Here is a 14,018-nt window from a genome sequence, read left to right on the forward strand (position 1 = left end):
TCGGGCAGAACCGGCATGGTTCTCGCCTCCAGCCAGCCTCCTTGCTTCTGCCGCCACTCCGCTCATGCGCGTTTGCTCCCTCGCTTCCGTCAAGAATCGCATCGTCTTGGGTGAACCCCTGGCGTTCAGCGTGCGCGATGAAGGCCAGCTGCTGTTGCTGGCGCGCGGCCAGGTGATTGCCGATGAGGCGCAGCTGGAAGAGCTGTTCCGGCGCGGTGCCCGGGTGGAGATTGCCGAGCTGGCGCAATCGGTGGCGCCGCCGCGGCGCCGCGAGAGCGCCGAGCGCTCCCTGGAGCAGCTGGCGGAGGACTGGGAGCAATCGCCCCATGCCCTGCGCCGCGCGCTCAGCGCGGCCCCGGAGCATCTGGCGGTGGCGGTGCATGCCGCGTCGGACCAACTCCTGGGCCTGATCCAGCGCGCCCCCAATCTGGCCCTGGCCCAGGTGGTGCGGCATCCGAGCGCTGGCGCCGGACACTACGGCGTCAACCACTCGATCCACGCCGCCACCGCCTGCCGGGCCGCGGCCAATTTCCTGGGCTGGAGCGAGGCCGAGCAGCGCCGCGCCTTCCAGGCGGCGCTGACCATGAATCTGTCCATGGTCGAGCTGCAAGGCAAACTGGCCGACCAGGTCTCGCCCCTGACCAGCTTGCAGCGCGAGGCCATCCAGGACCATCCGCGGCGCAGCGCCGAGATGCTGGCCGCGGCCGGCATCGAGGACAGCGACTGGCTCCATGCCGTGGCCCAGCACCACGAGGTGCCCGATGGCTCGGGCTACCCGCAAGGCCTGACCGACATCACCGAGCTGGCCCAGCTCCTGCGCTATGCCGACGTCTACACCGCGCGCCTGAGCAGCCGCGCCAACCGCCCGGCCATGAGCGCCCAGCAGGCCGGCCGCGAGCTGCACCAGATGGCGGCCGAGAGCCCGCTGGCCGGGGCGCTGATCAAGGCCTTTGGCATCTTCCCGCCGGGCAGCCTGGTGCGCCTGTCCTCGGGCGAGATGGGCCTGGTGGTGCGCAATGGCGACAAGGCCTACCACCCCCTGGTCTCGGCTTTGACCAATGCTGACGGCGAGCCCCGCCGCAAGCCCCTGCTGCGCGACAGCGCCCGTGCCGACCACAGCGTGGTGGCCCTGCTCTCGGCCCAGAGCCTGCCCATGCGCCTCAGCGACGAGCGGGTGGCGGCCTTGATCGGCGCGCATTGAGCCCGATCTGACCGCAAGGGCCCGGTTGGCGCCCGCCACGCGCTGGGTTCATGCGGGGCGACACCGTGCGAGATCGGCGCTAGCATCGGCGGCGTGAATGCCCCGGCTTCTTCGTCCTCCTCGTCTTCTGCCTTCTGCCGTCAGGGTCTGCTTTTGATCCTGGCGGTCTGGCCGCTCTCGGCCCAGGCCCATGGCGAGACCTGGATCTGGTGGGCTCTGGCCGGCAGCGGTGGGTTGGGTGGATGGCTTGCCGGGTTCTGCGTGGGCGCCCTGGCCTGGCGTCGGCGCGGCATGGGCACGGCTTTTGTTGGCTATCTGCTGGTGCTGCTGCTCCTGGTCGCCGTCGGTCTGCCGGCCCCGGGCGCTCGCTCGCCCGATGCCCTGGCCCTGGCCTTGATGGTCGGAGCCGCTGCGGGTGTGCTGCCCTTTGCCCTGGGCTTTTTTCCGGGGCGCTGGCTGGGCGATTGGCTTGGCAGGCGGCGCCGGGGCCCGGCCGAGGAGGCCCGGGCCTCGCGATCCGCAAGACCCAGCGACTTTTCCTGATCCGCAACCTTGACCTCGCCTGAACCGGAGACCCTGCCCATGAGCTCTGCCCTTGACCCTGCCGCGCTGATCGATGCGCGCATTGCCGAATTGGGCGGCTGGCGCGGCGAGCAGCTGGCGCGTGCGCGCGCCTGGATCCGCGAGGCCTTGCCCGAGGTGATCGAGGAGTGGAAATGGCAGGTGCCGGTGTGGTCCAGCCAGGGCATTCTGTGCACCGGCGAAAGCTACAAAAAGGCGGTCAAGCTGACCTTTCCCAAGGGTGCATCCTTGCCCGATCCGGCCGGCTTGTTCAACGCCAGCCTCGAGGGCCAGACCCGCCGCGCCATCGACTGGGCCGAAGGGGCCGTGCTGGACGAGAAGGCGTTCAAGGCCTTGATCCGGGCAGCCGCGGCGTTCAATGCGGCGGCCCCGGCCCTGCGTCGCTAGGCCTGGGCCGGAGGCGCGAACCGGGCGCTGCGGACGCTGGAGCTCAAGCGAGCGCAAAGCCCGACGATAAGATCGGATGGGCACCGTCGGGCCGCTTGAGCCCGGGGTTCCCTGCTTCGATGCAAAGGAAGGCACAGTTTCGGATGCGCGCCATCGAGACCCAGACGCCCGGTGCCCCGGCGGCCGAGCCGGCGGTGCCGGCCGATCTGCCCTTGCAAATGTCCCTGCAGATGCCCTTGCGTTTGCTGCTGCGCTTCTCGGACCCGGCCTTTGAACAGCGCTTTGTTCAGCACTATGTGGCCTTCTACCTGCGCTATGCCCAGGCCAGCCTTCTGCTGGGGGCCTTGCTGGTCAGTGGCGACTGGCTGATCGATCAGCTGGCGCATGGCGGCGGTGCGGCCAATTTTCTGCGCTTGAGCCTGGCGGTGCCGGTGCTGTTGCTGGGCCTGGCCTGCTCCTTCTTGCCGCAGTCGCGGCGCCATTGGCAGGCGGCCATGGCGAGCTTCATCGTCGTGGTGGCTTTGTGCCTGTTCTTCATTCTTGTGCGCATCGATGCCGAGGGTGGGGCGGGCCTCAAGACCTGGGTGGGCGTGTTGAACTTCACCTTTCTGGAGTTCTATTGCTTCGTCATCCTGGGCGTGCAGTTCCGCCATGCCCTGGCCTCGGGCCTCTTGATCCTGGCGGCCTTCCTGTACGCGCTGTTTGCCCATGCCGGGCTGCTGGCTGGCGAGGCTGGCTACTGGACCTACCATGTGCTGACGGTCTTCATCCTGGCCGCCGGCATCGGCTGGTGGCGGGAGTTCGTGCTGCGCAAGGAGTTCCTGGCACGCGCCGCGCTCGACGATGCCTTGCGCGCGGCCGAGCAGCGCGCCATGCGTCTGGCGCATTACGACGAAGTCACCGGCCTGCCCAACCGCCGTCTGCTCGCCGAGCTGAGCGCACCGGCCCTGGCCCAGGCCGGTGCGGGTGGGCCGGCCTGTGCGCTGCTGCATCTGGAGATCGATCGCTTTGGCGGCATGCACGATTTGTACGGCCATGGCCAGAGCGACTTGATGCTGGCCGGTATCGCGCAGCGCCTGCGCACCTGCTTGCGCGGCCAGGTGCCCGGGCTTGACTGGGGGCTGCTTCCCGGCAGTCTGTCGGCCAGTCTGGCGGCCGAGCCGGATCTGGTGCTGGCGCGCCTCGGCGACCAGGCGTTTGCCGTCTTCATCACCGGGCTGGAAGGGCAGGATCGCGCCTCGGGCCTGGCGCAGCGCCTGCTGGCGGCCGTGGCCGAGCCGGTGCCTGTGGACGGCCAGCAGATTCTGCTGACCGCCAGCATCGGCATCGCCATGTGCCCCGGTGATGCCCAGGATCTGCTCAACCTGACCCGCTGCGCCGAGCAGACCGCGCACGTCGCCGCCGAGGCCGGCGGTGCCCAGCACAAGTTCTTTGACGAAGCCCTCAATGCCCGGGCCAAGGACCGGGTGCTGCTCGAAGCCGAGCTGCGCCAGGCCCTGCTCAGTGGCCAGCTGCGCCTGCACTACCAGCCCAAGGTCGATGCCTGCAATGCGCGCCTGGTGGGCGCCGAGGCCTTGCTGCGCTGGCAGCATCCGCAGCGGGGCCTGATCGCGCCGGGCCTGTTCATTCCCCTGGCCGAGGACAGCGGCCTGATCGCCCCGCTGACCGATTGGGTCTTGCATGCCGCCTGCCAGAGCCTGCGCCGCTGGGCCGATCTGGGCCTGGCGATGCTGCCGCTCTCGGTCAATCTGCCGGCCTCCAGCCTGGCCGATGCCGGCCTGCCCGAGCAGCTGAGCGCCCTGGTGCAGCACTACGGCCTGCAGCCCGCCTGGCTGATGCTGGAGCTGACCGAAACCATGGTGATGCGCGAGATGGCCACGGCCGTGGCCGTGCTCGATCGCCTGCGGGCGCTGGGCTTCGGGCTGTCGCTTGATGATTTCGGCACCGGCTATTCCTCGCTCAGCCACCTCAAGCGCCTGCCCATGAGCGAGCTCAAGATCGACCGCGCCTTTATCACCGAGGTGGCCCGCGGCGGCCGCGACGCCGCCCTGGCCTCGGCCATCATCACCCTGGGCCGCGAGCTGGGCCTGCAGGTGGTGGCCGAAGGGGTGGAGACGCAGGAACAGTCCGAGTTCCTGATCGGCCGCGGTTGCCGCCTGCAACAGGGCTACTGGTTCGCACGGCCGCTGCCGCCGGAGCAGTTTGAGGCCATGCTGCGGGCCGGTACCTGCCGGCTCTGAGCCGATCCGTCTTCGGCCTTGGTGAGCGCGCCCAGGCCATCGCTCCCCGCGGCTCGTTCAGGATGTGATGGATCGGTCGCGCTGCTTGATCCGCTCCCATGGTGCGGTGGCGCGGATCCGCGCCTGCGCCGACAGCAGCGAAGCGCGCCGCGTGTGCACCGAGCTGTGCCCGGTCACCAGGGGATAGGGATGCGGTGCCGCCGTGCCAATCAGGATGCGCGCCTTGGTGCTGCTGGCCTGGATCTCGATGTCGCCGTGCGTGTCCAGCGTGAGCAGCTCATGCCCAGCCGCCTGCCCCTGGACCAGGGCCTCGCCGTCGAACACCATGGCCCAGGCGATTTCGTGGGCGGCGGGTGGGCTGAAGGTCCAGCGTGCGCCGCGCTCCAGCGTGAGCACGATGTAGTTCATCGACTGGTGCGATTCGATCGGGCTGGTGGCGCGTGCTTCCGCAGTTGTCACTTCGCCCAGCAGGATCTGCAGCTCGCCGCCCGGGATGCGCAGCTTGGGCACATGGGCGGGCAGGATGTACTGGCCGAAGGCGGGCCCGTCCTCCACGCCCGGGGGCATGGCCACCCAGAGCTGGAAGCCGGTGGCGTGGCCGCGGCTCATCAGGTGGCCGCGGTGCCAGGCGCCGCCGCCGGCGTTCATCCATTCCAGGCCTCCGGGTGAGAGCACCCCTTTTTGACCGGTGGTGTCCTCGTAATCGACCTCGGTGTCGGGCTGCCAGGTCAGGGTGGCGATGCCGGAGTGGGGGTGCCAGCCAAAGCCGAAACCGGGCTCGACCTCGGCATTGAAGAAGTCCAGGAAGACGAAGGGTTTGAGGCGCTCGCCCGAGGTCAGGGGCGCGATCATGCGGCGGATCGGGCCCAACGCATGGCCGGCCTCGCGGTGAAGAATGCTTCGCAGAGTTGACATGGTGTCCTTGACGGAGCGGCCCGGCCCTCGTCCGGCCAGGCCGTCAGAGGACCGGATGTGCAGAAAAGTTCAGCGCAGATTGCCCTTGGCGAAGGCCTGGAACACGCCTTCGCTGCCGAAGGCTTCGAAGAAGCCGGCCGAGGCGGGGTTCTTGTAGTTGCCCAGCATGCTGGTGATCATGGGGGTCACGGTCATGGTGTCGATGCCGGCGCGCTGCAGGGTGTCGCGGCAGTTTTGTGCGGCGATCTTGGTGCAGGCGGCGGAGATGTCCATCAGGGCCACGACATTGAAGCCCTCGGCTTTGGCCGACAGCGCGGGCGGCACCAGGCAGACGTCGGTGGTCAGGCCGCCCATCAGCAGGTTCTTCTTGCCGGTGGCGCGCACGGCCTTGGCGAAGGCCGGGTCGTCCCACGCGTTGATGACGCCGGTGCGCTGGATGCGCTGCGCGTATTCCTTGGGCAGCAAGGTCTTGAACTCGGGCAGCAGCGGGCCCTGGGCCTCGCCTTCCAGGCTGCTGGTCAGCACCACCGGGATGCCGGCCGATTTGGCGAAGCGGGCCATCACGCGCACCCACATCTTCAGCTGATCGCGTTCGGCCTCGTTGGCCAGCTCACCGGCCCAGCCGATGGTGCCCACCTGGTGGTCCACCAGGATCAAGGCGGTGTTGTCGATCTTGCAGGCGCTGTGGTCTTGCTTCATGACGGCTTCCTTGGTTTTGTGAGGGTTCATGGCGTGGCTGGCGGGTGCCGCGGTGGCGGGGCTGCTGCTCAGGCTGCCGAGTGCGGCGACGGCGCCGGCACTGCCGGCGATGAATTGGCGACGAAGGTTCTGGGTCATGGGGGCTCTCCGGGGTGTTCCAAATGGACGATGTGTGGCAGTCTATGTTTGTGAAAATTTGGAATAAATAGATTTAATGAAACTTAATATTTCATTTTTGGAGTAATCGTGGAGCCCAATCTCAGCGACATCGCCCTGTTCGTCGAGGTGGTCAACACCCGCAGCTTTTCGCGCGCGGCGGAGCGCCTGGACCTGCCGGCGTCCACCCTGTCGCGCCGCATTGCCAAGCTGGAGGCGGCGCTCGGCAGCCGCTTGCTGAACCGAACCACCCGGCGGGTGGACCTGACCGAGATGGGGGCGGCCTACTACGCCCGCTGCTCGCCCTTGGTCGAGGAGGCTCGGCAGGTGCACGAGGACCTGGCCGTCATGCAGGACCGTGTCAGCGGCACCCTGCGTTTGAGTTGCACGCCGGAATTTGCCAGCCTCTACCTGCCCGACCCGCTGCTCGCGTTTACGCAGCAGTACGCCGAGGTCAAGGTGGAGCTGGACCTGTCCACACGGCGCGCCGATCTGTTCAGCGAGCCGCTCGATGCTGCCTTGCGCATCGGCAGCTTGCAGGATTCCACCTTGGTGGCGCGCCGCCTGGGGCAGGTGCGCCGGGCCTTGTTCGCCTCGCCCGGCTATCTGGCCACGCGCTCAGGCCTGCAGCAGCCCGCCGATCTAGCGGCTCACGAGCTGATCTGCATGATGCAGGGCCCGGCCCACGGGCAATGGGCACTCGAGCGCCGAGACCGCGGCGCCGGTCTCTTCACCCAGCCGCTGGAGAGCCGCTTCATCGCCGGCGGCATGGGTGTTCAACGCGAGCTGGCCTTGCGAAGCGCGGGCATTGCTGCCTTGGACGAGCGCCTGGCCGCGCCCGATGTGGCAGCCGGCCGCCTGGCCCCGGTCTTGGCGGATTGGTGCCTGCGGCCGGTGCCCGTGTACCTGGTCACTGCCTCGCGACTGATGCCGGCCCGCCTGCGCCTGTTTGTGCCTTTGCTCGAGGCCCATTTGAAGGCCGGCTGAGCGCCATTTGATAGCCCTCTCACCGCCCCCGGAACGCCTGGCGCCAGGCACTCGGCGAGACGGCGAATCGGCGCTGAAAGTGGCGGCGCAGCGAGGCGGCCGAACCCAGCCCGGTCTGCACGGCAATCGCGTCCATGCCCAGATCGCTGCTTTCCAGCAGCTGCTGCACCTGTTGCAGCCGTGCGTGCAGCAACCAGTCGCCCAAGGTCTGGCCGGTGTGCTGCTGGAACTGGCGGGTGAAGGTGCGCCGGCTCATGGCGACCTGGGCCGCGCAGGCATCCACGCTGTGCGGCTCATGCAGGCGCTCTTGCAGGCTTTGCAGCAAGCCGCCGAGGCGTTCGTGGCGCCCGGTGCTGGGCAGTGCCTGTTCGATGAACTGCAGCTGCCCGCCCTGCCGGTGCGGCGCGGTCACCAAGCGCCGCGCCACGCGGTTGGCCACGGCCTGGCCCAGGCGCTGGCGCAGCAGATGCAGGCAGCAGTCGAGGGCGGCGGCGGTGCCGGCCGAGGTCAGGACCTGGCCATCCTGCACGTACAGCACATCGGGCATCAGCTGCACCGCGGGGTGCAGGCGCGCCATGTCCGCCGCATGCGCCCAGTGCGTGGCGGCCTGTCGCCCGTCCAGCAGGCCAGCCTGGGCCAGCACAAACGCGCCCAGACACAGGCCCACCACGAGAGCGCCCCGGGCATGGGCGGCACGCAAGGCCTTCAGCACCAGGGGCGAGGCCGGCAGCTCGGGGTCGGTCCAGCTGGGCACGATCACCACATCCGCCGCGGCTATCGCCTGCAAGCCCTGTGGGACCTGCAGGCCCATCCCGACGCTGCTGGGCATCAGGCCGGGGCGCTCCGCACAAATCTCGAGTCGCATCGCGGGCACCCCGGGGTGCGATTCACCAAACACCACGCAGGGAACGGACAGGTGAAACGGGCTGATGCGCTCAAAAGCGAGCACACAAACGGAGAGGGCGCAGCGGGCAGATGGCATCGGGAGGGGCGATTCACTTTGGCCCGATGTTAGCGATCAACGGCGTTTCGGCCACTGTTGGCGCGGGTGGCGGGCTCGAACAATGGCGGCTCTTTGCTTTCAAGAACCGACACGCTTTGCCATGAGCTCCATCCTCATCAAAACCCACCGCCCGCATGTTGAGGCCCTGCTGGCCCTCTACCAGCCGCAGATCGGCGCGGACCTGCCCGGCTACCGCAACCATGTCTACCGAACCATCAGCTACGCCATGCATTTCTTGGCTCAGGCGCCGGACGCGGAGCGCTTGGTGGAGACGGCGTTTGCGTACCACGACATCGGCCTGTGGACCGAGGGCGCGCTGGCCTATCTGGAGCCGTCCGAAGCCCTGGCCTTGGCCGACAACCAGTGCAACGGTTGGGGCCTGGACCCGGCTGCGCTGGCCGGCGCCATCCACTGGCATCACAAGCTCACGCCCTACCGCGGGCCCCACCAGGACGTGATCGAGGCCTGCCGCAAGGCCGACTGGATCGACGCCAGCCAGGGGCTGCTGCGCAAGGGCCTGGCGCGATCGGACATCCGCGCCGTCGAAGCCGCGTTTCCCAATCTGGGCTTTCACGCCACCCTGCTGCGCCTGGCCAAGCAGCATGGCGGCTCCACCTTGAAGGGCGGCATCGCGGTGACCCGCGGCATCGTCAAATGGTGAGCCTGAGCCGGCCCCGAGGCTGCGCTTCAGGCGCCGGTGGCGCGGGTGTTCACAAGCTGAAGTCGTAATCCACCGTCAGCGGTGCATGGTCGCTGAACTTCTGGTCTTTGTAGATGGCGGCGCGCTGGGCCAGGGCGGCCAGCTTCGGCGTCGCGAAGTGGTAGTCCAGGCGCCAGCCCACGTTCTTCGCGTAGGCCTGGCCGCGGTTGCTCCACCAGGTGTAGCAGGCGTCGGTGGTGTCGGGATGCAGCTGGCGGTAGACGTCGACCAGGCCGCCCTGGCCCTTGCCGCTGCCGAAGAGCTGGTCCAGCCAGGCGCGTTCCTCGGGCAGGAAGCCGCTGTTCTTGAGGTTGCCCTTCCAGTTCTTCAGGTCGGCTTCCTTGTGGGCGATGTTGACGTCGGCCACCAGGATGAACTCGCGCTGGGACTTGAGTGCCATCAGGTGCGGGAACATGGCGTCGAGGAAACGGTACTTGGCTTCCTGGCGCTCGGGGCCGCTGCTGCCGCTGGGGAAGTAGCAGCTGATCAGGCTGAGCTTGCGGCCGGGCTTGTCGAAGCGCTTTTCGATGTAGCGGCCTTCGGCGTCGAATTCGGGGTTGCCGAAGCCTATCAAGACCTCGCTGGGTGTTTCGCGAGTGTAGAGGCCCACGCCGGAGTAACCCTTTTTCTCGGCGTAATGGAAATGGCCTTGCAGCTCACCGGAGCTGCAGTAGGTGCCGGCCACATGCTCGTCCTGTGCCTTCACTTCCTGCACGCCGAGGGCGTCGGCGTTCTGCGCTGGCAGCCAGTCGAAAAAGCCCTTGGTGGCAGCAGAGCGGATGCCGTTCAGATTGGCGGTGATGAAGCGCATGGGCGGGGTCTCTCAAGAAGGCGACGAACAGGATGTGAAGGCTGCGCAGAGCGCGGCGCAGTATCGCAAATGGCGGGGCGGGCTTTGTCAGCAGCCTGGGTCGTCCCGAGCGACTGCGAGACGTACTGGTATCTCAATTGGTCTGCATGATTTTGGCAACAAGCGCAGCAAGTTCAGCCGGGTTCGCCGATTTCCGGCACGCGACTTGCTAGATTCCAACGTTTCGAGGAGCGGCCTCATTGCAGGCTTTGAGCCTGGCTTCTCGCAGATTCATCTCAGTCTCATCTCAGTCGCCCTTTTGGGCTTTTTGGAGTTCCCCGCATGAAAGCGCAGTTCCCGGTTCAGTCTCCCTCTCGTTTGACCTTGGCGCTCGGCCTGGTGCTGGCCGCCTGGCCCCTGAGCTCTGCGCTGGCGCAGACCTCAGAGGACGCAGGCGCGGCCAAGTCCGACAAGAGCAAGCTGGAGACGGTGGTCATCACCGCCGAGCGCCGCACCGAGAACATCAAGGACGTGCCCAATGCCGTCTCTGCCATCAGCGGCGAGAAGCTCGATGTGCTGAACTCCAGCGGCCAGGACGTGCGCTTTCTGTCTGGCCGCGTGCCCAGCCTGAACATCGAGTCGTCCTTCGGCCGCGCCTTCCCCCGCTTCTACATCCGCGGCTACGGCAACACCGATTTCCGCCTCAATGCCTCGCAACCCGTCTCGCTGATTTATGACGACGTGGTGCAGGAGAACCCCATCTTGAAGGGCTTCCCGGTCTTCGACGTCAAGAACGTGGAAGTGATCGCCGGCCCGCAAGGCACGCTGTTCGGCCGCAACACGCCGGCCGGCGTGGTCAAGTTCGATTCAGTCAAGCCGGGCAAGAAGCAGGAAGGCTATGCCAGCTTCTCCTACGGCACCTACGGCACCAGCAACCTCGAAGGTGCCTTCAACCTGCCGCTGAGCGGCGAGTGGGCCGCACGCATCTCGGCCCAGGTGCAGCACCGTGACGACTGGGTCAAGAACCAGGTGCCCAATGCCCAGACCCCGGCCACCGAAGGCTATGACGACCGCGCCGTGCGCATCCAGGCCCTGTACGAGCCGAGCAAGACCTTCAGCGCCCTGTTCAATGTGCACAACCGCGAGCTGGACGGCTCGCCACGCATGTTCCGCTCCAGCATCATCAAGCCGGGCAGCAACGAGCTGGTCGCCGGCTTCGACCCGGCCAAGATGTACATCGATGGCAAGAACGAGCAGCGCCTGCACGCCACGGGCGGCAGTGCCAAGCTCAAGTGGGTGATGGGCGACCTGACCCTGCACTCGATCACGGCCATCGAGACGGTGCAGCCCTTCAGCCGCGCCGACGTGGACGGCGGTTACATCTTGCGGGTCATCCCCAGCAACTTCAAGCTGCCGCCTTACGACAAGGAAGGCGAAGTGTTCTTCCCGGTCGAAACCTCGGACGCGCTGCGTGACCACCGCCAGCTGACCCAGGAATTGCGCCTGGAGTCGAACGCCGCCGGCCCGCTGCGCTGGCAGGGTGGCGCCTACTTCTTCGATGAGCGCTACACCATGGAGTCGTACGACTACACGGTGGCCGTGCCGCCTTTGGTCAGCACGCGCCAGACCAACAAAGCCTGGGCCTTGTTCGGTTCGGTCAACTATGAAGTCACGCCCGAGCTGAAACTGCGCGCAGGCCTGCGCTACACCAACGACAAGAAGACCCTGGCCACCACCGGCAAGGTCATCGACACCGCGGGCACCAGCGCCGAGACCGACGACAACAAGGTCAACTGGGACATTTCCGGCACCTACAGCCTCAACCGCGACACCAACCTCTATGCCCGCGTGGCCACCGGCTTCCGCGCGGCCTCGATCTACCCGGCCGACGGTTTCGGTGCGCAGAGCAAGGCACGCCCGGAGAACGTCACGTCCTTCGAACTGGGCATCAAGAGCGACTTCTGGGAGCGCCGCGCCCGTCTGTCGGCCAATGTGTTCTCGTACAAGGTCAAGGATCAGCAACTGACCGCCGTGGGCTCGACCAGCAACACCAACACCCTGCTCAATGCCAGCAAGGCCACCGGCCAGGGCTTCGAGATCAACCTCGATCTTCTGCCCACCGAGAACCTGATGCTGACCCTGGGTGCCAGCTACAACGACACCAAGATCAAGGACGCCAGCCTTTCCGACCTGCGCCCTGGCAGCGGCGCCATCCCCATCGGCACGCCCGATGGCCAGGGCCGCTACAGCCTCTATGGCAATCCCCTGCCCAATGCCCCCAAGTGGATTGCCAACATGACCGCCCGCTACGGCGTTCCCCTGGCCAACGGCAGCGAGGTGTTTGTCTACACCGACTGGGCCTACCGCTCGAAGATCAACTTCTTCCTGCTGCCCTCGGTGGAGTTCACCGGCAAGTCCCTGCTGGAAGGTGGCGTGCGCGTCGGCTACATCTGGAACAACGGCAAGTACGAGGTGGCTGCGTTCGGTCGCAACATCACCAACAAGGTGGTGGTCAACGGCGCGATCGCCTTCAACAACCTGACCGGTTTCATCAACGACCCGCGCACCTACGGCCTGCAGTTCAAGGCCTTGTTCTGAAGCTGATTTCCGGTGCATGACGCCGGGAATTCGCACAGTCGGCAGCCCGTCCCTCTTAGGGGGGACGGGCTTTTTTGCGCCTCTACAATGTGTTGCACACCCTTGCATGAAGCCTCCATGAACGCCTCGACCTCTCCCGCCGCCCCCGCCACGCCCGACCTGCTGGCCCAGGAATTTGTTGCCTTCGCGGTCGAGTCCGGCGTGCTGCGCTTCGGTGAATTCAAAACGAAAGCCGGGCGCCTGAGCCCTTACTTTTTCAACGCCGGTCTGTTCGACGATGGCGCCAAGCTGGGCCGTCTGGTTCAGTTCTATGCCCAGCGCCTGATCGCCTCGGGCCTGCAGTTCGACATGATCTTCGGCCCCGCCTACAAGGGCATCACCCTGGCCGCGGCCCTGTCGGTGGAGCTGGCGCGTCTGGGCCACAACAAGCCCTACGCCTACAACCGCAAGGAAGCCAAGGACCACGGCGAAGGTGGCACCCTGGTCGGTGCGCCGGTGCGGGGCCGGGTCTTGATCATTGACGATGTCATTTCCGCCGGCACCTCGGTGCGCGAGTCCATCGCCATGATCGCCGCAGCGGGTGCCACGCCCTGCGGTGTCACCATCGCCCTGGATCGCCAGGAGAAGGCGGTCGAGAACGGCGTCGAGAGCCCCAAATCCGCCGTGCAGTACGTCAGCGAAGAATTGCAACTGCCGGTGATTGCGATTGCCGGCCTGGCCGACTTGCTGGAATACTTGCGCACCACCAGCGACAGCGGTGTCACCGCTTACGCGGGCGCTGTCCAGGCCTATCGGGATCGCTACGGAGTCTGATGAGCGCTGCTTCAGCCATGGTCGCCAGTCGCACGTTTCAGCGCATGAAGTGGTCCGCCTGCTCCGCAGTCGTGCTGGCGCTGGGCTGTGTGGCCACGGCCCAGGCCATTGCCCAGCCCCCCTCGCCCGGACCCAGCGGCATCTACAGCTGCACCCTGCCCGACGGGCGGCGCCTGACCTCGGACCGGCCGATCGCCGAATGCACCTCGCGCGAGCAGCGCATCCTCAATGCCGATGGTTCCCAGCGCGCGGTCCTGCCACCCTTTCTTTCGCCCGAGGAGCGCGCTGCCCAGGAAGCCAAGGAGCGCCGCCTCGCTGCCGAACAAGCCGCCAAGAACGATGCGATCCGGCGCGACCGCAATCTGGTGCTGCGCTTTCCGAACGCGCAAGTTCATCAGCAGGCGCGCGCAGCCGCGCTCGACGATGTCAAGAAGGGCATCGAGCTCTCCGAGCGCCGCATCAAGGAGCTGGCGCTGGAGCGCAAGCCCTTGCTCGATGAGACCGAGTTCTACAAAGGCAAGCCCCTGCCGCCCAAGCTCAAGCTGCAGCTGGATCGCAACGAAGCCGCCAGCACCGCCCAGCAGCAGTTGATCGGCAATTCGCGCGCCGAGATGGTGCGCATCAACGCCCGCTACGACGAAGAACTGGCCCGCCTCAAGCGCCTCTGGGGCGGTGCCGCGCCCGGCAGCCTGGGCGCGATGAGCACGCCGGAAGCGGCGGCCTCAAGCCCGCGCTGACTTTGTCTTTGCCGCCATGGCGGAATAGCTTTGCTTGGAAACAAGCGTCGGTTCGCGGCACGAAGCAGCCCTTGGTTTTGCTCGTGAGGCCCTGCAGCCCGTGCCGCCACCGGGCTCATGGTTCCGGGGTCGGCCCTGGCGGGCCGACTTCCCTGCGCTGCTCGCGCCTCGGGGCTGGCGCATAACTCACTCCGCTCCCTGCGTTCGCTT

The 14,018-nt window shown here is 67.0% G+C and carries 14 protein-coding genes; 10 read left to right on the forward strand and 4 right to left on the reverse strand.

What is annotated here, in order from left to right; translation table 11 throughout:
- Window positions 1-64: 64 nt before the first annotated feature.
- The 4 genes from AC1Q6P_RS17095 to AC1Q6P_RS17110 all read left to right on the forward strand — a co-directional run bounded on the left by AC1Q6P_RS17095 (window position 65) and on the right by AC1Q6P_RS17110 (window position 4,410).
- Window positions 65-1,201 (forward strand): HD-GYP domain-containing protein, encoded by a 1,137-nt coding sequence (locus AC1Q6P_RS17095; RefSeq protein WP_492664074.1) that lies wholly within the window; start codon window positions 65-67, stop codon window positions 1,199-1,201.
- Between the two features lie 93 nt (window positions 1,202-1,294).
- Window positions 1,295-1,744: a hypothetical protein gene (locus tag AC1Q6P_RS17100; RefSeq protein ID WP_492664075.1), complete on the forward strand. Its 450-nt coding sequence runs from the start codon at window positions 1,295-1,297 to the stop codon at window positions 1,742-1,744.
- 39 nt (window positions 1,745-1,783) lie between these two features.
- A complete protein-coding gene (locus AC1Q6P_RS17105) occupies window positions 1,784-2,170 on the forward strand; it encodes a DUF1801 domain-containing protein (protein WP_271007937.1) in 387 nt (128 codons plus the stop codon).
- A 143-nt stretch (window positions 2,171-2,313) separates the two neighbouring features.
- Window positions 2,314-4,410 carry a putative bifunctional diguanylate cyclase/phosphodiesterase gene (locus AC1Q6P_RS17110; RefSeq protein WP_492664076.1) on the forward strand — a complete coding sequence of 699 codons (2,097 nt, stop codon included), beginning with the start codon at window positions 2,314-2,316 and terminating at the stop codon, window positions 4,408-4,410.
- Between the two features lie 57 nt (window positions 4,411-4,467).
- Here the strand turns inward: AC1Q6P_RS17110 and AC1Q6P_RS17115 are convergent, their stop codons facing one another.
- Both AC1Q6P_RS17115 and AC1Q6P_RS17120 read right to left on the reverse strand, forming a co-directional pair.
- Window positions 4,468-5,325 (reverse strand): pirin family protein, encoded by an 858-nt coding sequence (locus AC1Q6P_RS17115; RefSeq protein WP_492664077.1) that lies wholly within the window; start codon window positions 5,323-5,325, stop codon window positions 4,468-4,470.
- A gap of 69 nt (window positions 5,326-5,394) precedes the next feature.
- Window positions 5,395-6,162, reverse strand: a complete 768-nt coding sequence (locus AC1Q6P_RS17120; RefSeq protein WP_492664078.1) for an isochorismatase family protein — start codon at window positions 6,160-6,162, stop codon at window positions 5,395-5,397.
- 108 nt (window positions 6,163-6,270) lie between these two features.
- Here AC1Q6P_RS17120 and AC1Q6P_RS17125 point away from each other — a divergent pair, with 108 nt between their 5' ends.
- Window positions 6,271-7,167 carry a LysR family transcriptional regulator gene (locus AC1Q6P_RS17125; protein ID WP_492664079.1) on the forward strand — a complete coding sequence of 299 codons (897 nt, stop codon included), beginning with the start codon at window positions 6,271-6,273 and terminating at the stop codon, window positions 7,165-7,167.
- Between the two features lie 19 nt (window positions 7,168-7,186).
- Here the strand turns inward: AC1Q6P_RS17125 and AC1Q6P_RS17130 are convergent, their stop codons facing one another.
- Window positions 7,187-8,149 carry a GlxA family transcriptional regulator gene (locus tag AC1Q6P_RS17130; protein ID WP_492664080.1) on the reverse strand — a complete coding sequence of 321 codons (963 nt, stop codon included), beginning with the start codon at window positions 8,147-8,149 and terminating at the stop codon, window positions 7,187-7,189.
- A 121-nt stretch (window positions 8,150-8,270) separates the two neighbouring features.
- Here AC1Q6P_RS17130 and AC1Q6P_RS17135 point away from each other — a divergent pair, with 121 nt between their 5' ends.
- On the forward strand, window positions 8,271-8,831 hold the full coding sequence (locus AC1Q6P_RS17135) for a hypothetical protein (RefSeq protein ID WP_492664081.1): 561 nt from the start codon (window positions 8,271-8,273) through the stop codon (window positions 8,829-8,831).
- A 49-nt stretch (window positions 8,832-8,880) separates the two neighbouring features.
- On the opposite strand, the gene AC1Q6P_RS17140 is transcribed toward AC1Q6P_RS17135, so the two are convergent.
- Window positions 8,881-9,681 (reverse strand): exodeoxyribonuclease III, encoded by an 801-nt coding sequence (locus AC1Q6P_RS17140; RefSeq protein ID WP_492664082.1) that lies wholly within the window; start codon window positions 9,679-9,681, stop codon window positions 8,881-8,883.
- Here AC1Q6P_RS17140 and AC1Q6P_RS17145 point away from each other — a divergent pair.
- The 4 genes from AC1Q6P_RS17145 (at window position 9,671) to AC1Q6P_RS17160 (ending at window position 13,808) form a co-directional block, all read left to right on the forward strand.
- Window positions 9,671-10,006 (forward strand): hypothetical protein, encoded by a 336-nt coding sequence (locus AC1Q6P_RS17145; protein WP_492664083.1) that lies wholly within the window; start codon window positions 9,671-9,673, stop codon window positions 10,004-10,006. The two genes, AC1Q6P_RS17140 and AC1Q6P_RS17145, sit on opposite strands and share 11 nt — an antisense overlap.
- Complete coding sequence (locus tag AC1Q6P_RS17150) at window positions 10,003-12,258, forward strand: TonB-dependent receptor (RefSeq protein ID WP_492664084.1); 2,256 nt, start codon at window positions 10,003-10,005, stop codon at window positions 12,256-12,258. Before AC1Q6P_RS17145 ends, AC1Q6P_RS17150 begins: the two co-directional genes overlap by 4 nt.
- Before the next feature lie 117 nt (window positions 12,259-12,375).
- The gene (gene pyrE / locus AC1Q6P_RS17155) at window positions 12,376-13,071 is read left to right on the forward strand and encodes an orotate phosphoribosyltransferase (RefSeq protein ID WP_102769664.1); all 696 of its coding nucleotides are present in this window, start codon (window positions 12,376-12,378) and stop codon (window positions 13,069-13,071) included.
- Entirely contained in the window at window positions 13,071-13,808 is a 738-nt protein-coding gene (locus AC1Q6P_RS17160) for a hypothetical protein (protein WP_223696692.1), read from the forward strand. Before pyrE ends, AC1Q6P_RS17160 begins: the two co-directional genes overlap by 1 nt.
- Window positions 13,809-14,018 lie beyond the last annotated feature (210 nt).

Source organism: Roseateles sp. GW835-FHT13E02 (assembly GCF_058794035.1).

Coding starts and splice junctions, on each gene's coding strand:
- AC1Q6P_RS17095 (WP_492664074.1), top strand. CDS start 65: ATGCGCGTTTGCTCCCTCGCTTCCGTCAAGAATCGCATCGTCTTGGGT.
- AC1Q6P_RS17115 (WP_492664077.1), bottom strand. CDS start 5,325: ATGTCAACTCTGCGAAGCATTCTTCACCGCGAGGCCGGCCATGCGTTG.
- AC1Q6P_RS17105 (WP_271007937.1), top strand. CDS start 1,784: ATGAGCTCTGCCCTTGACCCTGCCGCGCTGATCGATGCGCGCATTGCC.
- pyrE (WP_102769664.1), top strand. CDS start 12,376: ATGAACGCCTCGACCTCTCCCGCCGCCCCCGCCACGCCCGACCTGCTG.
- AC1Q6P_RS17135 (WP_492664081.1), top strand. CDS start 8,271: ATGAGCTCCATCCTCATCAAAACCCACCGCCCGCATGTTGAGGCCCTG.
- AC1Q6P_RS17140 (WP_492664082.1), bottom strand. CDS start 9,681: ATGCGCTTCATCACCGCCAATCTGAACGGCATCCGCTCTGCTGCCACC.
- AC1Q6P_RS17150 (WP_492664084.1), top strand. CDS start 10,003: ATGAAAGCGCAGTTCCCGGTTCAGTCTCCCTCTCGTTTGACCTTGGCG.
- AC1Q6P_RS17145 (WP_492664083.1), top strand. CDS start 9,671: ATGAAGCGCATGGGCGGGGTCTCTCAAGAAGGCGACGAACAGGATGTG.
- AC1Q6P_RS17110 (WP_492664076.1), top strand. CDS start 2,314: ATGCGCGCCATCGAGACCCAGACGCCCGGTGCCCCGGCGGCCGAGCCG.
- AC1Q6P_RS17160 (WP_223696692.1), top strand. CDS start 13,071: ATGAGCGCTGCTTCAGCCATGGTCGCCAGTCGCACGTTTCAGCGCATG.
- AC1Q6P_RS17130 (WP_492664080.1), bottom strand. CDS start 8,149: ATGCCATCTGCCCGCTGCGCCCTCTCCGTTTGTGTGCTCGCTTTTGAG.
- AC1Q6P_RS17120 (WP_492664078.1), bottom strand. CDS start 6,162: ATGACCCAGAACCTTCGTCGCCAATTCATCGCCGGCAGTGCCGGCGCC.